This window comes from Fictibacillus terranigra (genome assembly GCF_030412265.1).
Classification (GTDB): Bacteria; Bacillota; Bacilli; order Bacillales; family Fictibacillaceae; genus Fictibacillus_C; species Fictibacillus_C terrinigri.
In genome coordinates this window covers 41,281-60,473 of record NZ_JAUHLN010000011.1, presented here as the reverse complement: position 1 = coordinate 60,473, position 19,193 = coordinate 41,281, and the positions used below count along the sequence as shown (strand labels likewise).

Annotated in this window: 23 protein-coding genes, 12 tRNA genes and 1 pseudogene; 2 read left to right on the top strand and 34 right to left on the bottom strand. The window is 44.7% G+C overall.

Going from position 1 to position 19,193, the window contains the following annotated elements; all coding sequences use genetic code 11:
• Positions 1-127: 127 nt before the first annotated feature.
• The 13 genes from QYF49_RS24815 to QYF49_RS24755 all read right to left on the bottom strand — a co-directional run bounded on the left by QYF49_RS24815 (position 128) and on the right by QYF49_RS24755 (position 1,860).
• A tRNA-Ile gene (locus QYF49_RS24815) sits at positions 128-204 on the bottom strand.
• A 12-nt stretch (positions 205-216) separates the two neighbouring features.
• Positions 217-290: transfer RNA gene (locus QYF49_RS24810), tRNA-Gly, on the bottom strand.
• Between the two features lie 7 nt (positions 291-297).
• Positions 298-374, bottom strand: a tRNA-Pro gene (locus QYF49_RS24805).
• Between the two features lie 3 nt (positions 375-377).
• A tRNA-Arg gene (locus QYF49_RS24800) sits at positions 378-454 on the bottom strand.
• 41 nt (positions 455-495) lie between these two features.
• Positions 496-581, bottom strand: a tRNA-Leu gene (locus QYF49_RS24795).
• A gap of 25 nt (positions 582-606) precedes the next feature.
• Positions 607-691 (bottom strand) — tRNA-Leu (locus tag QYF49_RS24790).
• 18 nt (positions 692-709) lie between these two features.
• Positions 710-785: transfer RNA gene (locus QYF49_RS24785), tRNA-Lys, on the bottom strand.
• Between the two features lie 7 nt (positions 786-792).
• Positions 793-867 (bottom strand) — tRNA-Gln (locus tag QYF49_RS24780).
• Between the two features lie 31 nt (positions 868-898).
• Positions 899-974: transfer RNA gene (locus QYF49_RS24775), tRNA-Asp, on the bottom strand.
• Between the two features lie 28 nt (positions 975-1,002).
• Positions 1,003-1,077: transfer RNA gene (locus QYF49_RS24770), tRNA-Glu, on the bottom strand.
• A 5-nt stretch (positions 1,078-1,082) separates the two neighbouring features.
• Positions 1,083-1,173, bottom strand: a tRNA-Ser gene (locus tag QYF49_RS24765).
• Between the two features lie 6 nt (positions 1,174-1,179).
• Positions 1,180-1,254 (bottom strand) — tRNA-Asn (locus QYF49_RS24760).
• Positions 1,255-1,410: 156 nt separating this feature from the next.
• On the bottom strand, positions 1,411-1,860 hold the full coding sequence (locus QYF49_RS24755; RefSeq protein ID WP_290402247.1) for a SprT family protein: 450 nt from the start codon (positions 1,858-1,860) through the stop codon (positions 1,411-1,413).
• A gap of 97 nt (positions 1,861-1,957) precedes the next feature.
• On the opposite strand from QYF49_RS24755, the gene cmpA reads away from it, so the two are divergent.
• Positions 1,958-2,092, top strand: a complete 135-nt coding sequence (cmpA, locus tag QYF49_RS24750; RefSeq protein WP_290402246.1) for a cortex morphogenetic protein CmpA — start codon at positions 1,958-1,960, stop codon at positions 2,090-2,092.
• Between the two features lie 14 nt (positions 2,093-2,106).
• Here the strand turns inward: cmpA and QYF49_RS24745 are convergent, their stop codons facing one another.
• From QYF49_RS24745 to acpS, 15 genes are all read right to left on the bottom strand, one after another.
• Positions 2,107-4,305, bottom strand: a complete 2,199-nt coding sequence (locus QYF49_RS24745) for a Tex family protein (protein ID WP_290402245.1) — start codon at positions 4,303-4,305, stop codon at positions 2,107-2,109.
• Between the two features lie 100 nt (positions 4,306-4,405).
• On the bottom strand, positions 4,406-4,582 hold the full coding sequence (locus tag QYF49_RS24740) for a hypothetical protein (RefSeq protein WP_290402244.1): 177 nt from the start codon (positions 4,580-4,582) through the stop codon (positions 4,406-4,408).
• Between the two features lie 83 nt (positions 4,583-4,665).
• Positions 4,666-5,274, bottom strand: coding sequence for a PP2C family serine/threonine-protein phosphatase (locus tag QYF49_RS24735; protein ID WP_290402243.1), 609 nt, complete (start codon positions 5,272-5,274; stop codon positions 4,666-4,668).
• On the bottom strand, positions 5,271-6,062 hold the full coding sequence (sigB, locus tag QYF49_RS24730) for an RNA polymerase sigma factor SigB (RefSeq protein ID WP_290402242.1): 792 nt from the start codon (positions 6,060-6,062) through the stop codon (positions 5,271-5,273). The genes QYF49_RS24735 and sigB overlap by 4 nt, the downstream gene beginning before the upstream one ends.
• On the bottom strand, positions 6,028-6,510 hold the full coding sequence (gene rsbW, locus QYF49_RS24725) for an anti-sigma B factor RsbW (protein WP_290402241.1): 483 nt from the start codon (positions 6,508-6,510) through the stop codon (positions 6,028-6,030). The genes sigB and rsbW overlap by 35 nt, the downstream gene beginning before the upstream one ends.
• Complete coding sequence (locus tag QYF49_RS24720) at positions 6,507-6,839, bottom strand: STAS domain-containing protein (protein ID WP_290402240.1); 333 nt, start codon at positions 6,837-6,839, stop codon at positions 6,507-6,509. Before QYF49_RS24720 ends, rsbW begins: the two co-directional genes overlap by 4 nt.
• Positions 6,840-6,900: 61 nt before the next feature.
• The gene (locus QYF49_RS24715; RefSeq protein WP_290402239.1) at positions 6,901-7,908 is read right to left on the bottom strand and encodes a PP2C family protein-serine/threonine phosphatase; all 1,008 of its coding nucleotides are present in this window, start codon (positions 7,906-7,908) and stop codon (positions 6,901-6,903) included.
• A gap of 10 nt (positions 7,909-7,918) precedes the next feature.
• Complete coding sequence (locus QYF49_RS24710) at positions 7,919-8,320, bottom strand: anti-sigma regulatory factor (protein ID WP_290402238.1); 402 nt, start codon at positions 8,318-8,320, stop codon at positions 7,919-7,921.
• A gap of 2 nt (positions 8,321-8,322) precedes the next feature.
• Positions 8,323-8,679: an STAS domain-containing protein gene (locus QYF49_RS24705; protein WP_007200230.1), complete on the bottom strand. Its 357-nt coding sequence runs from the start codon at positions 8,677-8,679 to the stop codon at positions 8,323-8,325.
• 12 nt (positions 8,680-8,691) lie between these two features.
• Positions 8,692-9,510 carry an STAS domain-containing protein gene (locus QYF49_RS24700; protein WP_290402237.1) on the bottom strand — a complete coding sequence of 273 codons (819 nt, stop codon included), beginning with the start codon at positions 9,508-9,510 and terminating at the stop codon, positions 8,692-8,694.
• A gap of 177 nt (positions 9,511-9,687) precedes the next feature.
• Entirely contained in the window at positions 9,688-10,038 is a 351-nt protein-coding gene (gene ndoA / locus QYF49_RS24695; RefSeq protein WP_007200228.1) for a type II toxin-antitoxin system endoribonuclease NdoA, read from the bottom strand.
• A 4-nt stretch (positions 10,039-10,042) separates the two neighbouring features.
• Positions 10,043-10,324 (bottom strand): CopG family ribbon-helix-helix protein, encoded by a 282-nt coding sequence (locus tag QYF49_RS24690; RefSeq protein WP_053356092.1) that lies wholly within the window; start codon positions 10,322-10,324, stop codon positions 10,043-10,045.
• A 187-nt stretch (positions 10,325-10,511) separates the two neighbouring features.
• The gene (alr, locus tag QYF49_RS24685; protein WP_290402236.1) at positions 10,512-11,642 is read right to left on the bottom strand and encodes an alanine racemase; all 1,131 of its coding nucleotides are present in this window, start codon (positions 11,640-11,642) and stop codon (positions 10,512-10,514) included.
• A 159-nt stretch (positions 11,643-11,801) separates the two neighbouring features.
• Complete coding sequence (locus QYF49_RS24680) at positions 11,802-12,836, bottom strand: LolA family protein (protein ID WP_290402235.1); 1,035 nt, start codon at positions 12,834-12,836, stop codon at positions 11,802-11,804.
• A 158-nt stretch (positions 12,837-12,994) separates the two neighbouring features.
• Entirely contained in the window at positions 12,995-13,354 is a 360-nt protein-coding gene (gene acpS, locus QYF49_RS24675) for a holo-ACP synthase (protein ID WP_290402234.1), read from the bottom strand.
• 90 nt (positions 13,355-13,444) lie between these two features.
• Here acpS and QYF49_RS24670 point away from each other — a divergent pair, with 90 nt between their 5' ends.
• Positions 13,445-14,047, top strand: a complete 603-nt coding sequence (locus tag QYF49_RS24670; protein ID WP_290402233.1) for a rhomboid family intramembrane serine protease — start codon at positions 13,445-13,447, stop codon at positions 14,045-14,047.
• A gap of 222 nt (positions 14,048-14,269) precedes the next feature.
• Here QYF49_RS24670 and QYF49_RS24665 read toward each other — a convergent pair.
• From QYF49_RS24665 to QYF49_RS24640, 6 genes and pseudogenes are all read right to left on the bottom strand, one after another.
• Positions 14,270-14,523: pseudogene (locus QYF49_RS24665) on the bottom strand (antibiotic biosynthesis monooxygenase family protein).
• Between the two features lie 257 nt (positions 14,524-14,780).
• Complete coding sequence (locus tag QYF49_RS24660) at positions 14,781-16,001, bottom strand: D-alanyl-D-alanine carboxypeptidase family protein (RefSeq protein WP_290402232.1); 1,221 nt, start codon at positions 15,999-16,001, stop codon at positions 14,781-14,783.
• 196 nt (positions 16,002-16,197) lie between these two features.
• Complete coding sequence (locus tag QYF49_RS24655) at positions 16,198-17,142, bottom strand: magnesium transporter CorA family protein (RefSeq protein ID WP_290402231.1); 945 nt, start codon at positions 17,140-17,142, stop codon at positions 16,198-16,200.
• Positions 17,143-17,168: 26 nt separating this feature from the next.
• Positions 17,169-17,510: a hypothetical protein gene (locus QYF49_RS24650; RefSeq protein WP_290402230.1), complete on the bottom strand. Its 342-nt coding sequence runs from the start codon at positions 17,508-17,510 to the stop codon at positions 17,169-17,171.
• A gap of 144 nt (positions 17,511-17,654) precedes the next feature.
• A complete protein-coding gene (locus tag QYF49_RS24645) occupies positions 17,655-17,957 on the bottom strand; it encodes an NUDIX domain-containing protein (protein ID WP_290402229.1) in 303 nt (100 codons plus the stop codon).
• Positions 17,958-18,114: 157 nt separating this feature from the next.
• Positions 18,115-19,002 carry a hypothetical protein gene (locus QYF49_RS24640; protein ID WP_290402228.1) on the bottom strand — a complete coding sequence of 296 codons (888 nt, stop codon included), beginning with the start codon at positions 19,000-19,002 and terminating at the stop codon, positions 18,115-18,117.
• Positions 19,003-19,193: the final 191 nt, after the last annotated feature.

Genomic DNA, 19,193 nt, shown 5'->3' with positions numbered 1-19,193 from the left:
GGGATTGTAAAATCCCTGACTTACCTGGCTTTTGTTTGGTTTTCAAAGAACATTTGCGCGTTGTTAGCGCAACTTTATCATTATATCCATTGCAAGAGCGGATGTCAAGTACATAGCCCTTAAAAAATGGTGGGCCTAAATGGACTCGAACCATCGACCTCACGCTTATCAGGCGTGCGCTCTAACCAGCTGAGCTATAGGCCCAAAAAAATAAAATGGAGCGGGTGATGAGAATCGAACTCACGACCAGAGCTTGGAAGGCTCTTGTTTTACCACTAAACTACACCCGCGCAAAGATGGTCGGGAAGACAGGATTTGAACCTGCGACCCCCTGGTCCCAAACCAGGTGCTCTACCAAGCTGAGCCACTTCCCGATATGGCGCGCCCTGAGAGATTCGAACTCCCGACCTTTTGATTCGTAGTCAAACACTCTATCCAGCTGAGCTAAGGGCGCATTTATTTGTTTCTGTATTTAAATGTTATATAAGAAGCTTTTGGTGCGGTCGAGAGGACTCGAACCTCCACGGGGTTGCCCCCACTAGCCCCTCAAGCTAGCGCGTCTGCCATTCCGCCACGACCGCAAAAGCAATTAAAGTTTTAAATAAATGGTGCGGGTGAAGGGACTCGAACCCCCACGTCATAAGACACTAGATCCTAAGTCTAGCGCGTCTGCCAATTCCGCCACACCCGCATATAAAATTGTTGAAAATGGTGAGCCATGAAGGACTCGAACCTTCGACCCTCTGATTAAAAGTCAGATGCTCTACCGACTGAGCTAATGGCTCATGAAGATGGCTGGGCTAGCAGGATTCGAACCTACGAGTGACGGAGTCAAAGTCCGTTGCCTTACCACTTGGCTATAGCCCAATAATCATGATGTTTATATAGTTAAGAAAAATGGCGGACCCGACCGGGATCGAACCGGCGATCTCCTGCGTGACAGGCAGGCATGTTAACCGCTACACCACGAGTCCGTTATGTTAGTTTTGTAAGAAAATCGTTTGGTGACCCGTACGGGATTCGAACCCGTGTTACCGCCGTGAAAGGGCGGTGTCTTAACCGCTTGACCAACGGGCCACACATGGCAGAGAAGAAGGGATTCGAACCCTCGCGCCGCGTTAGCGACCTACTCCCTTAGCAGGGGAGCCCCTTGAGCCACTTGGGTACTTCTCTAAAATATGGCTCCACAGGTAGGACTCGAACCTACGACCGATCGGTTAACAGCCGATAGCTCTACCACTGAGCTACTGTGGAATGTGTTTTTGAGACATTTAATATCATACTTTGTTTAGCCTCAAAAGTCAATAGCTTTTTTAAAATTTTATTTTGTCTATGTAAGGACAAGATGTCTTTCAGCGACTTTATTAATCTAACACAGATCGGACTTGCCGGTCAATACTTTTTTTGACTTTAGGTTAGAATCAATTTTCCTCTGCATTTGCCGCATACATATTTAGCGGTATTGACCTTGCGCTTGCGCCTGTATTGCTGATGGCAGTCTGAACATAAATAGAGATACTTATACGCCTGTACGTTTCTGGTTCCTGGCAGGGTTTCGCAATACCGAAGCCCTCCTACCTTGTGAAGAAGCTGTTTGAATTCAGGGTCCCGGTGTTTATATCCCCTTCCTTCTATATGCAAGTGGTAATGGCACAGCTCATGTTTAATGATGCCGGTCAGCGCGTCAATGCCGAATTCACTCAGCTGCTTGGGGTTGATCTCGATATCATGCGATCTCAGCAGATAGCGTCCGCCCGTGGTTCTTAGCCGGCCGTTAAAGCGGGCGGTATGCCGAAAGGGCTTATGAAAGGAATCCTGTGATATTTGTTCAACAAGAAGCTGAAGTTCCGATTGTTCCATTTCTTTTTCTTATTCCTCCTGAACGCAAAAAGTTGGTCACATCAACAAGCCATGAGACATAGACTAAATCACGCTTGAATAAGTGGAGGTTTTGTCTATGCCTACATGGTTTAAGAAGCAACTTAGAAAAGCCTACTATCAAAAGGACCGTTATCAGATCCGTCTTTTGAATCAATGCTGGTTTTTTTATAACCAAAAAAACTGTACGACTGAAAGCAAAAGTCTGCCCTGATCCGCTCAGCAGTCTTACTGGGCTTCCGGCGGCAGCATAGTAAGCGCCACTCTGCCTTTTGCAAGATCGACGCTGTCGACCCATACGGTTACGACCTGGCCGACACTGACGACATCCATAGGATGCTTCACAAAGCGTTTGGCCAGTTTAGAAATATGCACCAGTCCATCCTGCTTCACGCCAATATCTACAAAAGCCCCAAAGTCCACGACGTTACGGACCGTTCCTTCAAGCTCCATTCCTTTTTGCAGATCTTCCAGCTTTAATACGTCGGTTTTCAGGAGCGGCTTCGATAATTCCTCACGAACATCCCGGTTAGGCCGCAATAATCCATCAATGATATCTTGAAGTGTCGGTTCCCCAATGTTTAATTTGGCTGCCATTGATTTTATATCGATGGTTTTCAGCTTGGACTTTAAACCATCCGAACCGATATCCTTCACATCGCTATCCATTTCTTTCAGCAGCTGCAGTGTCTCTTTATAGCTCTCAGGGTGAATCGCCGTTTGGTCAAGTGGATTCTTTCCGTCGGGAATGCGTAAAAATCCGATACACTGCTCATAGGTTTTCGCTCCGAGTCTCGGTATTTTCTTGAGTTCTTCCCGCTTTTCGAATTTCCCCTTTTCCTCTCTCGCCTTTACTATGTTCTGCGCCACCGTTTTGGACAAGCCTGCTACATATTGAAGAAGGGATGAGGAAGCGGTATTCACATTCACACCCACTTGGTTAACCGCTGTTTCGACGACAAAGGTTAACGATTCGTTGAGGCGTTTTTGTGAAACATCATGCTGATACTGCCCTACCCCAACAGACTTAGGATCGATCTTCACGAGTTCGGCCAGCGGGTCCTGCAGACGCCGGGCGATGGAGATCGCACTTCGTTCCTCGACTTGCAATTCCGGAAACTCCTCCCTTGCGATCGCAGAGGCTGAATAAACACTGGCACCCGCTTCGTTTACTATGATGTAGGAAACAGGCTCCTCAGTGCTTTTAATCGTATGAGCAATAAATTGCTCTGTTTCTCTGGATGCGGTTCCGTTTCCGATCGCGATGACATGGATGCCGTATTTTTTGATCAGCTCCTTGACCACTGCCTCGGATTTTTGCACTTCTGATCTTGGCGGAGTAGGATAGATCGTCTGTATATGAATCATTTTGCCCGTCTCGTCCACCACACCGAGCTTGCAGCCTGTCCGGTAAGCAGGGTCAACCCCTAGCACCATTCTTCCCTTTAAAGGGGATTGAAGAAGAAGGTTCCTCAAGTTCTCGGAAAAAATATGGATCGCCTGTTCCTCGCCCTTATCTGTAAGTTCATTGCGTATATCGCGTTCAATGGAAGAAGCAATCAGTCTTCGATAGCTGTCTTCAATGGCCTCTTTTAAGTATGGAACAGCCGGAGAGGATGATTTTTTGATCACACTTCGGTAAAGCCTTTCAATGATCTTCTCTGAAGGAGATTCGATATCCACCTTTAAAACGTCTTCCTTTTCCCCGCGATTTACGGCAAGAATACGGTGCGGAACGATCTTTTGAACGGGCTCGCTGTATTCATAATACATTTCATATACTTTTTTCTCATCCTCGCCATTTTTCTTCAGCGATGTCTGAAGTTTTCCTTCCTTAAACGTCAGTTCTCTGATCCAGGTTCGGATGGAAGCATCATCTGACAGCTGTTCTGCAATGATATCCTGTGCACCCGCTATGGCTTCTTCCGGTGTATGCACTTCTTTTTCTTCAGACAAAAACTCTCCGGCCTTCTCCAGCACATTTCCTTGCCAAGGCTGGCTCATCAGCCAATCAGCCAAAGGCTCAAGCCCTTTTTCTTTTGCCACAGTCGCACGGGTTCTTCGCTTTTGCTTGTAGGGGCGATAAAGGTCTTCGATTTCCTGAAGTTTTTTTGCATTTGTAATGGATGCAGCCAGATCATCCGTCAGTTTTCCCTGTTCACCGATCAGACGAAGTACTTCCTCTTTGCGTTCCTTCAGGTTTTCAGAATAATGCCATCTATCCATGATTTCTTTGATTTGAACTTCATCCAGTCCGCCTGTCAGCTCTTTTCGGTACCTGGCGATAAAGGGGACCGTATTTCCGTCTTTTAATAAATCGATCACGTTTACGACTTGTTTTTGTTTGATCCCGATTTCTTTTGCAATTTCCGAATAGCCAATATCCGCTTTTTCGATTGTTCCTTCCAATAGAAGTACCCCTTTCATTACTGTGAAAATATCGTGTACTCTTCTAGTTTAACACTTTCCCATCGTTTTAAGAAAACGTGAGCGAGGCAATAAAAAAAGCACCTGTGTTTACAGGTGCTCAATACTGCCACTCCTCTTCCTCTATGACGCGGGATGCATGAGTGGAACGATATTGGCGGCTGACAGACGGGCTTTCCAAAACAATTTCTGTTCTTTTGGCCACGCTGACGTAACGTACAACGTAGTAAAAAGCAATCAGACCAAGGGCAATCCAAATCCAAAAACCAGGATTCAACACACATCACCCCTTTTCAATTAGTATATGAAGATCCATCCTAAATACCACAAAAAAAAGCCGAGACACAATGCTCGGCTTCTTCATGCATGTGATACTTTTCCCACGAGACAGGTAGCATCATCAATTAATTTTTGAGATAAGTTTCCAAGATAAGCCGCAGACTCTTTGGGCGAAACCATGTTCGTCAAGATGATACGGCTTTGTGTGTGAATTTCCATTCCATCAGAATAAATAATAAAAGCGGTCTGATCATCGAAAGGAAATTGCTGGATTCGGAACTTCTGCGGTTTCCCGGAAAGAAAACCTACAGTTGGAAGGGGATAAATCAGCTTGCGGTCTTTCCCCGCCATCATAAACCGAATATTTCCGATGCCGGCATAATAGACCGTTCGCTGCTGGAAATCGATCTTAAAGATGGAAAGAACCGCTCCGCGCGTTCCCCTCAGTTCCTCGTTACACACCTGCATGAGCGACTCAACATCTAATTGATGATTCTGCTCAACTGCAGTAACAGCGGCCTGAGAAGCCATTTTCGCCATACTTCCGCTCCCCAGTCCATCCGCGACCGCACAAATAAAATAATCACGGGTTTCCGTGACATAAAAACTATCTCCGCATAAATCATTCCCATTCTTAGGCTTTTGAAAAGAAGAGACAGCTATTTTGTCATAGGAATAGTCCTGGATCATTTTAAAGCCTCCGATGGTTCAACGCGAATTGCTTCCCGAAGTTTTTCAAGTGCTCTCCGTTGCAAGCGAGAAACATGCATTTGTGAAATATCAAGCCTTTCTCCTGTTTCTTTCTGGCTTAAATTTTCAAAGTACGTACATTTCAATATCTCTTGTTCTCGTTCAGAAAGAACGGCAAAAGCCTTCTGTAAGAGCATCCTTTTATCTATCTGATCAAAGCCCGCATCCTGTGACCCGACGAGGTCAAGCAAAGTTACCGTGCTTCCTTCCTGATCGGCTTCAATGGAACTGTCGACCGAAAGAGCCTGGTAGCTTTTGCCCATCTCCATCGTCTCCAGCACTTCCTCCTCCGTAACCTCCAGGTAATCGGCAATTTCCTGGATTTTCGGTGATCGCTGAAGCTGGTTCGTCAATTCTTCTACTGCTTTTTTAATACGCGGCCCAAGCTCTTTAATTCGTCTCGGTACGTGTACACTCCAGGTTTTATCCCGGATAAACCGTTTGATTTCACCAATGATGGTTGGAACGGCAAAAGATTCAAACGAACGGCCAAAGTCGGGATCATATCTGCGGAGTGCAGCAAGCAGTCCGATCATGCCGACCTGAACTAAATCATCATGAATGCTTTTTCCCTTTGAAAACTTCCGTGCAAGAGAATGGACAAGATCTTGGTACTGATGCACGAGTTTCGTTTGCAGAATCTCGTTTTGCGGGTCGTTCTGAAGCTCATCTATCCACTGATAAACTTCCTCTTTATTGTGTAGGTGCTGGTGAGGTCCTGTCGACATTTTCCTCCACCTCATCTCTGTGAAGATACTTCGTCATCATTACGATTACACCCGCTTCACCGCTGATTTCCACTTTATCCATCAATGATTCAATTAGGAAGAGGCCCAGACCTCCTTCGTTCAATTGTTCTACGGATTTTCCTTCAACAGGTCCGAGTGATTCGTTCAGATCATCATAATCGAAACTCTTCCCATGGTCCACCACCATAATTTCGAGCCGGTCATCGTATACGCCACAGCCAATTCGGATTTGTCCTTTTTCTGACTCCGTGTACGCATGATTCACTGCATTCGTACAGGCTTCTGAAACAGCGATTTTAATATCTTCTATTTCATCAAAAGCAAAACCCATCCGGTTGGCAATACCAGATATCGTCAGACGCACCACTCCGACATAGTCGGGTTTGGCGGGTACGGTCATTTCGATAAAATCAGAGGCTTTATTCATCTGGCCTCCCCCTTTACCTCATTGTCTATATCCATAACCTCAGTCAGGCCGGTAATTTCAAACAAGCGTCTCACTCGGTCCGTCATTCCGCGCAGCTTTAACGTGCTTTCGTTCTTTTTGGTCGACTTTAAAGCTCCGACGAAAATCCCAAGCCCAGTGCTATCCATATACTCAATGTGCTGAAGATCGATGATGATTTGCACATTTTCCACCTCAGTCAGAGGAACCAGCACTTCTTTTAGCTTTGGTGCAGTGTACGCGTCTACTTCTCCGGCTAGTAATAAATAATGAATTCCATTGTTCTCTTCATGTTTGATTTGCAGATTCATCTTTTTCCCCCCAGGATATTATCATAAACCCATAAAATTATTTACCCTTTTCGAAAAACGGTCAAACCCTTCTTTTTAAAATAATAAGTGTAAAGTCATCTCGTAGTTCAAATTCCTGAAGTCTCTCAAGCTCTGCAAACACACAGTCCACGATTTCCTGTGCAGGCTTATGCATATTCTCACGAATCAAGCCGACGATTTCATCTCTTTCAATAAATCCTTTGCTGGTGCGGCACTCTGTCACACCGTCAGAAAGCAGAATGATCATATCACCCGGGTCGACCCGCTTTTCAAATTCCTTGTATTTCGTTGTACGGGAAACACCCAAAACGAGCCCTTTGGCAAACATGTCCTCAAACTTATCATTCGCCGCTTTATAAAAAAAGCCAGGTTCGTGTCCCGCACCGGCAAAATAAAACTTATGGACATCTGTGTCATAAAGCCCATACAACATAGTGATAAACATGTTAGGATGCACGTTTTGTTCCACAACTCTATTTAAATTTTCAAGCAGCAGGTTAGGCTGCATCCGCTGCTCAGGCAGACTGTCCATGGCATATTTGATCATGGACATGCAGAGCGCAGCCGGAATCCCCTTGCCTATAATATCTGCCACTGCAACGCTGATTGATTTATCGTCTTTCACAAAATTAAAGTAATCACCGTTCATCTTCTTGGCCGGGACGCTGATCACCCCGATATCCAGAGAGTCCACGTCAGGCACATCGCTGAGCAGAAGGGTTTGCTGCATGCTCGCCGCCACTTCTATTTCCGATTCAAGCTGGCGCTGACGGGTCCTTAAACTCTGATGCTCCCGATATGCGAACCCGTATCCGATCATGACTTCCAGAAGAAAATCAAAGGAATCCCTCATTCCTTCTGACATGTCGGGGAAAAGTTCACTCAGCACATTCACGTGATGGCTGATCACGTCATCGGGTGAGATCTGCTGCTCAATCAGTTTCCTGCTAAATTGCTGGCCTTTATATAATGCAGTCTCGCTTTTCCCTTTAAGATAGGTAGTCAGCAAGTCTTTATATCGATCGATGATCATTTCTCTGTCGTTCATTTAACCCCTCCTAACGAAGCCACTTCGTCGCAAGGATTTCCGTCCCGCTGTCAAGCGTAGAATCAATGGAGAACTCGTCCATTAAACGCTTCACTCCAGGGAGTCCAGCACCCAGTCCGCCAGAAGTCGTATATCCATCCTCCATAACCTTGCGGATGTCCCGGATTCCAGGGCCGTTATCCACGGCGATGATGCGGAGCCCTTTTCTTCCCATCTGTTCTACAGGCTCGAGGCAAATCTTTCCGTTGCCGGCGTACAAATAAATATTACGGGCTAACTCAGAAATGGCGGTCGTAATACGAGCCTGGTCCACATTGCCAAACCCCAGTTCTTTTGCCATGTTTCTGCCTAACTGCCGGGCACTGACGATATCCCATTCATTGCAAACTTCTACACAGGATTGGATGTCCATGCTCATCCCTCCAGTTCCAGTCGCAATTTATCAAGCCCTTGTTCAAGATCAAGTGCTGTTGGAACCTCTCTCATCGAAATCCCCAGATCAATCAAAGTAATGGCTACCGCGGGCTGAATACCAGTCAGAACGACTTGTGCTCCCATCAGTTTTGACATGCGGACGACATCTCCCAGTACTTTTGCGATAAAGGAATCGATCATATCTACGGAAGTCAGGTCAATGACTACACCTTTTGCGCCGGTGTCATGAATTTTATTCAGAAGATCTTCCTGAAACTGTAGAGCTGTCTGATCGTCGAGCTCTACTTGAATCGTAATAAGAAGATACTCATGCAGTTTCAAAATAGGAATTCTCATTTTCCCCACTCCCTATTTATCTTTAACGATTTGTTGGTTTGTGATTTCCAGAGCTCTTTCCATCCCTTTTTGCAATGTGCTTTTAGTAGGGAATAAGCTTAAATCAATGCCGAGACTTACAATCGTCTGTGCAATTTCCGGCCTGATCCCTACCAGAATACAAGTGGAGCCAAGAAGCCTGACTGCATCGGCTGCCTGGATGATATGGTGAGCCACCATTGTATCGACAACGGGGACGCCTGTAATATCAATAAGAACTACTTCAGAACGGTATTGAATAACGCCTTCAAGCAAATTCTCCATAATCCGTTTTGCACGTTCGGTATCAATGGTTCCGATCAGCGGCATGACACTGATGTTCTGGAATACCGGAATAAGCGGTGCTGATAATTCGAGCAACGCTGATTTTTGAATGGAAACGGTCCGCTCCCATATCTGAGAAGAATTTTGAACCATTGAATGTAAAATAGGATCCATCCAGCGGTCGAGTTCCCTATATATATCTACTGCAGTATCCTTTTCAAGGTTTTCTTCCTGAAAGATCATCTCCAGAATGATCCTGCGGAAAGACTGAAGACCCTGTGTCAAATATTCAAGAGGCATGTTTGACCGCAGTACTTTATCGAAAAAACGTTCCAATGTTCCATCTGCTGAAATATCCCCATGGCTGATATGATGGATGAGCAAAGATAAAAATTCGTTGTTCAGCTGACTATACATATGGGGTGTCATTATGCTTGTCTGACTTTTGAAAGCATCAAGCTCTCTGGACCAAAGCTTATCTATTTCATTGCGGTTATTTTTAATAATATTGATGATGGCCGCGTTCATCCTATACCCCCTTACGATCGGCATCGGTACACTATGTTTATTATTCCATTTCTCACTCATTCTTGCAATCTTTTGCTATATAGTTCGCCCGCAATACCCAAAAGCTGTGCATTTTTCGGAAGTAAATGTTTCCCAATGAAAAAAACTGCCAATTCCCAAGGAGAAACGGCAGTTTTTTTAAAAGTCAATAAGACCAAGACTAATTTGTAACGCTTCATCAACGCGACGCATCATCTCATCATCAAGATGCGTAATTTTGTCGGTCAGCCTTTGTTTATCTATCGTACGAATTTGCTCCAGCAAGATGACAGAATCCCGTTCGAATCCGTACTTCTTCGCATTGATCTCCACATGCGTCGGCAGTTTTGCCTTTTGGATTTGAGCGGTTATGGCTGCGACAATAACAGTAGGACTAAATCGGTTACCGATATCATTTTGAATGATCAAGACCGGCCTGATTCCCCCTTGTTCCGATCCGACAACCGGGGAAAGATCTGCAAAGTAAACGTCTCCGCGTTTAACGATCAACTGGCTACACCCCGCTAACTAAGCGGTCTAAGGTAATTTCAGCTTCCTCCTCTAAAAGAAAGGCTTCTGATGCAATGTTCAAATTGATTTTTGCCATTTCCATATAACCCTGTCTCATAGATTCACGAATGTGACGTTTCTTCTTCTCGCGGATATACATCTTTGTTGCTTGATGTATGAATTCGCTGCGGTCCAAATTCTCATTCTTAATCATTCGGTCTACCTCATTGATAATCTGTTGAGGAAGACTAATTACAATCCTCTTTGTGTTAGCCAATTCGGACACACCTACACCTCCAGAGCAAAGCATTTCAGCAATTTGCTACGATCATTCTTAACCAAATATAATCTTATCACTTCAGATAAGGGTTTGCAAAACGATTTCAGAGTAAATATTCTTCAAGTTTTTTAATAGTCCTGCTAATATTCTGCTAAAAATTTAAAATTACATTCATTTTTTATAAAATTCGACCTTACTTTTTATAAATACGGGGTACACGGCCTGTAATTAAACAGGGAATTTCGTAGTTTATCGTACCGATTTGCGCCGCAAGATCATCTATAGCAATCTTCTCGTCCCCTTGGCGGCCGATCAGCGTCACCAGCTCGCCTGCCTCCATTTCATAAGGAAGCCGGATCATGCATTGATCCATACAGATCCTTCCTGCAAACGGAACCCTCTCTCCCCGGACCAATGCGTGCCCGTTCTCGGCATAACGCCTCATCCAGCCGTCAGCATAACCGATCGGAAGGGTGCCGATCCACTCTTCTTCTTTGGCGGTATACGCTGCTCCATAACTTATCGTATCTCCCGGCTGAACTTTTTTCACATGAACAAGCCGTGTGTGAAGTGAGAAGGCTTCCTTCAATGGAATAGGCAGCACGCTCTTTAGTTCTGGTGAAGGTGCAAGTCCGTACATCGAGATTCCGATTCTTACTATATTAAATAGTCTCTCAGGAAACCTTAGTGAAGCCGCGCTGTTTCCGCAATGGACGAGGGACGGCGATGCACCTGTTTGGCGAACCCATTCCAGACTTTTGTCAAACCTTTGAAATTGTTTGTCTACCAGATCGGATTCCAGTTCATCTGCCGTTGCAAAATGCGTAAACACGCCTTCAAGACAGAACTGAGGATCGTTCTCTATTCTTAAAGCGAGACGTTTCGTTTCCTCCTCTTCCCTCGTTCCGATCCGCCCCATTCCTGTATCAATTTTAAGGTGAAGATTGACCTTCTCCTGTCCTTGAAGCCGGGCAGAAGCCACCTCCACCCAGTCTTCCTGAAAAACGGTTAGGGAAATATGATATTCTGCGGCGAGCGGTGCATCTTCCGGTCTTGTCCGGCCGAGTACGAGGATCGGCGCCTCGATGCCTTGTTGTCGAAGAGACAGAGCTTCATCCAGCAATGCTACCGCCAGATAGGAGGCTCCGGCATCAAGTGAGGCAAGGGCGACAGGCAATGCCCCATGTCCATAGCCGTCCGCTTTAACGACAGCCATAATTTCAGTTCCATCTGCCAGAAGGCCGCTGAATGATCGAATATTATCCCTTATGCAGGACAGATCAACCTCTGCCCAAGTGTCTCTGTAAAACTCCCGAGTATCCAAACAAATCCGTCCCATCTATCTGTACTATCTCTATGTTCTTCCATTAGAAAATCATCTATTCGTTATTCTACAGCAAACCCTCCATTTTCGTAAGGGCTAATACAGAATAAAAAAGGCTGATTCACAAAGTGCGAAATCAGCCATGCTCTTTATTTGCTATTATTTGGATCCTTGTGCAGACACAGAGCGGGCGATCGCCATCAGTTCTTCCTGGCCAAGTGAGTTGGATGCGAGGAAAAAGTTCACTCCCTTATACGTCCATGAAATGGATTTATCATTCATGGCGCCCACCGTGTAGCCAAGATCGACCGGTTCTCCTCCAGGCATCGTCAGCCTTTCCGGTTTCCCTGCGGCTGTCTGTACCGCTTCATGTTTACTTTCGATCAGTGTAAAGGATTTTTTATTGTTTTCATCAGTAAAACTTAGAATCACCTTTTTTCCATCGGCCAAGGTGACTTCTTTTTCGTTCGTTAATTCAATATTCCCTGGGCCGCTGTATTTCGGATACAGGACTTCCATTGCTTTTGTGCTGCTCGACTGGCTCATTGCCGGCAGCTCCAGCTGAGCGCCTGTCATGTTGGTTTCCATATCAAAAGCGCCTTTATCAAACTTCGCATTAAACTTTACGTTGGAGAATTGGAGCTTTACCAGTTCCTTGGCATCCTTATCCATGACCCTTACCTTTTGTGGCGCCAAGTCCTTATTGAGCGTAATTTCCTGCTGATACAGGTTTTTGTTTTGATAGTTTGTTTTTGTATGGAAGACATACGAATTTTCCTTGGCTTTGAACCCTCTGTCTGTGTCATTCAGGATATCTGCTGCCAGCGATTCGAACAAATACACCTGGCTGTTGTTTTCCGGCCAGTCGCTTTGGAACCTGAAACTTTTATTCAGGGCAGGCGTTAATACGAAGACACCTTCTTTGTTCCTTAAAATCATCTGGCTTTGATCCTTCTTCGCGTTTTTTAGATTTACACGATAGAAGTTCGGTTTCTTATGCCACACTTCCAGCTGATATCGAATCGGCTTCTCGCCCGTATTCAGCGTCATGACGGCATCGGCTTTGTATCCCGTCATTTCCTCCATCTTCTTATCCAGCGACGTTACTACATCTTCCTGGCTTTTCGCTCCGCAGCCCGCCAATCCGAATATGAATAGAAACGCCATCAAGGTGATTGACAGTGTCTTCTTCATGTTCTTATCCCCTTTGCCCTTTATTTTACAAAGAAAGGGCATCCTGCATTTAACCGCTCAAACAAGCAAACAGGATGTCCTTCCTGACCGCATTACAATATATGTGGGCAGATGGGACAATATGCAGACTAGCATGACGAGCCTTGAAAAATCACTTCTTACTCCGGAGGAGCCTCCACCACGACCTGGGCCACCGCAAACTCCCTGGAATGCGAGATGGAAAGATGGATGATTTGATCTGATGTGCCCAATATAACGGGCTTTCCGTTATCATTTTTAGTTATTTCGATATCCTGCCATGACAGATGCTTTCCGATTCCTGTACCCATTGCCTTTGCATAGGCCTCTTTGGCCGCAAAACGCCCAGCAAGAAATTCCGTCTGCCTCCTTCCTTTTAAAAGGCCAAATGTTTTCAGCTCATTCTCCGTGAGGATCCTGCGTGGAAAGCGGGCTTGCTTTTGGCAGGCCTTTCCGATCCGTTCTATCTCCACAATGTCAATTCCCGTGCCAATAATCATCAGTGCATCCTTTCTTGCCGCTTTTCATAGTTCTTATTTGTATTGCCGTTGTGCTAAGATAAATATACTACATACAGGTGGTGATGCTGGTTGTTTGTCAGGGAGGAAAATTTTAAGACGTTCATCAGGCTTTATCCTGTTGTTTCCATCATAACAGCTCTTCATTTGATCATTTTTCTCCTGCTTAATATTGGGCCGCAGGCAGACTTTCTCTATTATTATTTCGCGGGCTCTAACTATTACATCTCACAGGGAGAATATTGGCGCCTTGCTACACCGATTATTACACACGTAAGTCTTACCCACATGCTGTTTAATACATTTTCCCTTGTCATTTTCGGTCCTGCCCTCGAGAGGATTCTCGGCAAAGGGAAATTTTTGATCGGTTATATGGGGGCCGGGATCCTGGCAGATCTGGCAACCTATCTTATCCTTCCCCTTAACTTTGCGCATATCGGAGCATCAGGCGCCATTTTCGGCCTGTTCGGCATCTATCTTTATTTGATGTATGCACGCAAAGAATACTTGGGCGCCGGCAATCGTCAGATTTTGCTTGTCGTCCTCATCTTCAGCTTGATCACCACATTTACTACGGAAGGAATCAACATATACGGCCATCTATTCGGCCTCATCGCCGGTGCTGCACTCGCTCCCATTTTAATGGCGTTCGTACGAAAGCATAAATACCGGTAAAAAAAACGAAAAGACACCAAGAAGGGTTTTTTTCCTTACTGGTGTCTTTTTTATAGATACTTTTTCATCGCCTCCTGCAGTGTCGACAAGAAAGAGAAATCCGCATCTGCATGAGTTCGTTGCATTTGTCTCGCATGTTCCGGCTTCACTCCGACAATGACAAATGGACATGTGGTCTGCATAAAAAAGGATCAGAACAATGGAGTGCTTGAGGACATGGTGTTATTGCCGGACCGCAGGAACAATGCCTTCCAGTTCCTGGTCGGGGTATTTTTTCTCCATTCATGAATCTCTTTAAACTCCTGGCTTCTTACCCACCCTTAAATAATGCTCTTTCGTATCAAACGTTAATTGGACGGTAATTTCACCAGGGCTTTTGTCGCCTCATCTACACGCCGAGATCTGTTCTTATATATACTGATCACTTCTTCTGCCTTTTCTTCCGGCACTGCAAAAGTGGAATGGACAATATACAAAGTGTCATCATTAGCTACTACAATGTTCAACCAGTCACACTTTCATCGTAAAAAAAGAGAGGTTATCCTCTCTTTTGATCGACTCACGCTATATTTTTTCAATTGCCGAGCGACAGAATGGCTGTCATCATCAGCAAAAGAAACACCGTTACAACGAGTATCCTGATTTTCGTATTGATATCCATAAAACCCACCTATCAGCACCCTTATTTTTTCTTCTATTATATCTCTTTCGGCTTACCTGTCCAAAGAAGGTGTCATTTAACATACGTATAATTCTTGGACAGCCTCTTCATCCGCTGTGCTTTTCTCTTTTTCTTCCTCATGCGAACGATGACCATACACGAAACAAGAAGCAGAAAAAGACTGTAAAAGAAGACTGCTGTTCTTGTAGTTAATTGCAGCGGCGTTATTTCTTTTACTTTTTGAGCCGTGCTTGAAGCCATTCTGCTGGTGGCCTTCTTGGGACTTGGATGGAACAGCTTTACTGTGGCCAATTCTTTGCCATTACCGTCCTGCACCCTTAAATCCCCATTTGAAAAAACCTTTTTTGTATAATGCTCTCCCATGGGCAGGGTGAATTCAAGATCTTTTTTCAATGCATGTTCTTTTCCAGTGCTGTCCTCAATCTTCGTTCCTTTGGAAAGCTTTTGCCTCTGAAAATGTGTGAATCCATACTCAAAAAGCGAAATTGTATCTCTGTAGGCAGCCTTGGAAGATGGTGCCTTTAAGACCACCGCAATGAAATCCATTCCATTTCTCGAAACGGAAGTCACCAGCGTATGCTTCGCTTGACTGACATACCCGTTTTTGACACCTGTTACTCCCGGGTAATCCCAAAGAAGACGATGGTGATTGACGAGCGTCGTATCCCACCCTTTTACATGCCAGGGGAGATTTTTTATACTTACAATTCTTTGAAATTCTTTATTTTTCATGGCGGCCTGCGTAATCTTGGCCATGTCCTCTGCCGTCGTATAGTGTTCAGGATCATATAATCCATTAGGCGTTACAAAATGGGTATGGACTGCTCCCGCCTTTTTCGCAAATTCGTTCATCTGATCGGCAAATGAAGGTATGTCTCCTGTAAGATACTCTGCGATGGCAACCGCTGCGTCATTCCCGGAGTTTACCATCATCCCTTCGACAAGCTTTCTTAACGGAAGCTGTTCCCCCTCGGATAAATAAACCCTTGTGCCGTCTGTAAGGGTAGCGTCCCTGCTCACTGTTACCATTTCATCCATCTTACCGGACTCGATGGCAAGGATGGCAGTTACAATCTTGGTAATGCTCGCAGGATACATCTTCTTGCTGTCCTTTTTATTATAAAGAACGTTGCCTGTTTTCTGATCAATCAGGATGGCGGTCTTGCTTTTCACTTGCGGTGCTTCCTGCATGCTGGCGTTCGCAGGCAAAGCTGGTGCCAGAATTCCTGAAACTAAACATAAGGACAAAAGGGTTTGAAAAATTTTCTTCATTCGCCGCTGACAACTCCCGTCTACATACTCCCTATAACTGTTCGAACGAAATATCCTACTATTAATGGTAAGTTTGTTGGTTTTTAATTGAAATTTTTTTTCGATAGGTTTAACCGTCGACAAAAGCAGACAAATTCTTTTTTTCTATCGGAGGATTGCGGCGAATGTTTATCTTAATTTTTCCGAAGGGGTGTATTTATTTAAAACGGTGCTTTTTGCTGCGGCTCTCGAGAAGGTCTCCTGTCCATCCCTTCATCCTCAGCCACAGGTATATACTGAGGATGGATAAACCGATAAGACCGAGCGCCCAGAAATAGCCTGTTTTCCAATCAAGCTCCGGCATGTTCTTGAAATTCATGCCCCAGATCGATCCAAGCATCATACCTGGCGTGAAGATGACGGTCATCACCGTCAGCGTCTTCATGATCTCGTTTCCCCGATGCGATGAAAGTACCTCCTCAAGGTTAATCATTGTATCAATATCCTGTTTGTAGTGGCGGATCAAATTCAGTGTTCGGTCGATCCTTACACTTGTTCTCCTAAATTCTTTTGTTTCTGTAATGCCATCTAAAAACGCCTCTTCCGCTGCAAGTTTGATTTCCTCGACTGGAATGGTCAGGTCTGTCCATATCAATAGCTCCTCGCGCAGATCATAAATACGATCCAACAGATATTTGTTGTTATTTTTCTTCAAGTCACGCTGAAGCGTTTTGAGCCTATGCTCAAACTCATCAATTCCATCGAGATAATTGTTCAATATCTCACCCAGAAGAATAAAAAAGCCCTCTGCAGCCGTCCCGCATTGATGCATCTGTCCCAGCATGCCTTTCTTATCCATACGCTTCAGCTTCTGAATGTCCAGCCCCACTGTAACAAAATAGTTCTTCGTTACATAGAAGTAAAAAAAATCGTTGTCGTATTCAACTTCTCCCAGGTCTTCTCTCTCGTAGAGCAGGCAGCCGTTCAGGACGGAATCGCCATGGTTCTCAATACGTAAATAATTGGTCGTATCCTCACTAATATCGTTCATCCATCGAGCACAATCCGGCAGTATGTGAACCATCTTCATGACCGCTTCCTCTTTTTTTTCGATCGTCTCAATTTCATACCAGTTCCAATTCTCTATAAAATGGTGGTTCACGAGATCACTCCCTTCCTGTCCTCCTGTTACATTTCAAAATCCCTGGCGCCTTTTTTTCTCGCCCAGGCCAAACAATGCTGAACAAGCATCTGGCGCAGCTGGCCTTCCCCAGACATCGTGCACAGATGGGTAATGAGGGCTCTTGGCTTTTCTGTTAAAGATACCGGATCCTTTTTATTAAGCCTGACCACCGCATAACCATGGAACACTCCCTCTTCTTCGGCAGCAAACACTCCTACATCATCCCGTTCCAGCGCGGAGACCCATTGTTCTTTTGACCATTCGTCCATTAAATTATCAGGATTCCCCACTAATTCTTTAATATTTTGAAAATCAGCCATCGTACCCATTCGAATTGTCCTGCTCATTTTTCTCCTCCCATCACGCGTATTTCAAGGCAGAAAGCTCATTAACATCAGAAACAGAAGACCGTTCAGCCATCTCCATCAAAACGTGTCGATCCTCTGGAAAAGGGCTGATTTCTTCAGCCGTTTTCCAATCGATCGCATAGATTAGCTGATCAGGATCCTGTATGGACGGAATACCTGATAGAATGGACACCTCAAAGCAATGGACCTCAGCCTCAACACCGCAGCTGGTCCCTTTTTTAATAGAGAGGTGGCGTCCTTCGCCCAATATCCTGTTTCCTCCCAAAATTCCCGGGCACAGCTCTCTTGAAACGTTTCCCCGGGTTCAATTTGTCCGGATGGAACGCTCCATCTCTTTTCTTCTGTCTTCTGCCCCAGCAGCACCATGACGAATTGATTTTTATCATTTCGGCAAACACCAGCTGCACCGTACCGCACCTTGTCCATATCATTTCTCCCTTTTTATAGTTTCATGTGAGGCGTATGAGCGACCTCCAGAATATATCCGTCCGGATCCATTCTTTCTTTCATTAACCACTTCTTCCGGGTACAAAAAAATCCTGCAGTATCTCTACCACAGGATTGAACATTATGTGTATTCGATTTAAGAAATCTTTCGGCTTTCCACAATTTTGCGGTTCGTATGGTCCCACGTAAACAAAGTCTTGCTGTCTTGCTGCAAAAGAGAAAGGGAACGGCTCGTACATTCCACCACTTGTGAATTCGGAATGGCATGGGTGAACTGCTCCCCCGTATGCAAGTTAACGTACACGATTTTTTCTGTTTTCCCTGTGGCGAGGTCCAATTCATACACCATAATCTCATCCTCTACATGGTAGAGTGTCCTCGGTGATATGCTAAGCGGATATTCTCTTACCACTTTCTCTTTACTGTTCAAGACAATAATTTTCTTCGGATCTCCATTTAGGATGGGAGCCGCTGAAATGTACACCTCATCCTTAATGCAGAGGATATCGGTAGGAGCTATATTCTTTCCCAAGTTTACTCTTTTTTTCTTATTGTTTTTAATGACGTACAGGACGGCCTGATCTTCCTCGACGATGTAACAGGAAACATAGATGGCTCCCTGGTTCTTCTCCACTTCCCACAGATAACCGTTCACTTTCCACTCTTTGATCAGTTTAGGCTGTTCCTTGGAGAAAATAAGGAGCGAGCCTTTTGACCCATCACCTTCACAAGCGATGACCACACTGTCATCAAACTCATAAAAATTCGGTCGGCCGTTGACTTTATGTGAGATGAGCCTGCCATTTTCATGGTCAAAGATATAAATGGTGTGCCGTTTCTGTTTTGTGTCATCAGCTTTGGCAAACCAGTAATTTTTATGATTATCCATGAACACATCAGTATATGGAGTAGAATCCTCAAGGTGGTTGGTGGAAGGCTTTCCGGCTAAACCTGGATCATTCGAGACATAAAGCAGCTTCTGGATGTCTGATTCTTTTGCTGATAATGTATACATTTTCGCCATTATGTTCTCCTCCATTTCTTTTTTGGCCGGTTATAACTTTCTTACCATCCGGTCAAGTCATTTAATTTTAAAATTGTGTAATTCTAGCAAAAACTTATTATTTTCTGTTATATTTATCTTAACAGACAATTCTGTAGGTATGTATTGGGAAAAGTAGTAGTAATGGTACTGGATGAGTAGGGGGTTAGCAT

Bases quoted from the DNA above. Each gene is read 5' to 3' on its own strand.
- QYF49_RS24700 (WP_290402237.1), bottom strand. From the start codon at position 9,510: ATGAACGCGGCCATCATCAATATTATTAAAAATAACCGCAATGAAATA.
- QYF49_RS24650 (WP_290402230.1), bottom strand. From the start codon at position 17,510: ATGAGCAGGACAATTCGAATGGGTACGATGGCTGATTTTCAAAATATT.
- QYF49_RS24715 (WP_290402239.1), bottom strand. From the start codon at position 7,908: ATGAACGACAGAGAAATGATCATCGATCGATATAAAGACTTGCTGACT.
- cmpA (WP_290402246.1), top strand. From the start codon at position 1,958: ATGCCTACATGGTTTAAGAAGCAACTTAGAAAAGCCTACTATCAAAAG.
- QYF49_RS24705 (WP_007200230.1), bottom strand. From the start codon at position 8,679: ATGAGAATTCCTATTTTGAAACTGCATGAGTATCTTCTTATTACGATT.
- QYF49_RS24710 (WP_290402238.1), bottom strand. From the start codon at position 8,320: ATGGACATCCAATCCTGTGTAGAAGTTTGCAATGAATGGGATATCGTC.
- QYF49_RS24735 (WP_290402243.1), bottom strand. From the start codon at position 5,274: ATGATCCAGGACTATTCCTATGACAAAATAGCTGTCTCTTCTTTTCAA.
- sigB (WP_290402242.1), bottom strand. From the start codon at position 6,062: ATGTCGACAGGACCTCACCAGCACCTACACAATAAAGAGGAAGTTTAT.
- QYF49_RS24640 (WP_290402228.1), bottom strand. From the start codon at position 19,002: ATGGCGAAAATGTATACATTATCAGCAAAAGAATCAGACATCCAGAAG.
- QYF49_RS24755 (WP_290402247.1), bottom strand. From the start codon at position 1,860: ATGGAACAATCGGAACTTCAGCTTCTTGTTGAACAAATATCACAGGAT.
- QYF49_RS24720 (WP_290402240.1), bottom strand. From the start codon at position 6,839: ATGAATCTGCAAATCAAACATGAAGAGAACAATGGAATTCATTATTTA.
- QYF49_RS24660 (WP_290402232.1), bottom strand. From the start codon at position 16,001: ATGAAGAAAATTTTTCAAACCCTTTTGTCCTTATGTTTAGTTTCAGGA.
- QYF49_RS24745 (WP_290402245.1), bottom strand. From the start codon at position 4,305: ATGAAAGGGGTACTTCTATTGGAAGGAACAATCGAAAAAGCGGATATT.
- QYF49_RS24645 (WP_290402229.1), bottom strand. From the start codon at position 17,957: ATGGACAAGGTGCGGTACGGTGCAGCTGGTGTTTGCCGAAATGATAAA.
- QYF49_RS24680 (WP_290402235.1), bottom strand. From the start codon at position 12,836: ATGAAGAAGACACTGTCAATCACCTTGATGGCGTTTCTATTCATATTC.
- acpS (WP_290402234.1), bottom strand. From the start codon at position 13,354: ATGATTATTGGCACGGGAATTGACATTGTGGAGATAGAACGGATCGGA.
- rsbW (WP_290402241.1), bottom strand. From the start codon at position 6,510: ATGAATAAAGCCTCTGATTTTATCGAAATGACCGTACCCGCCAAACCC.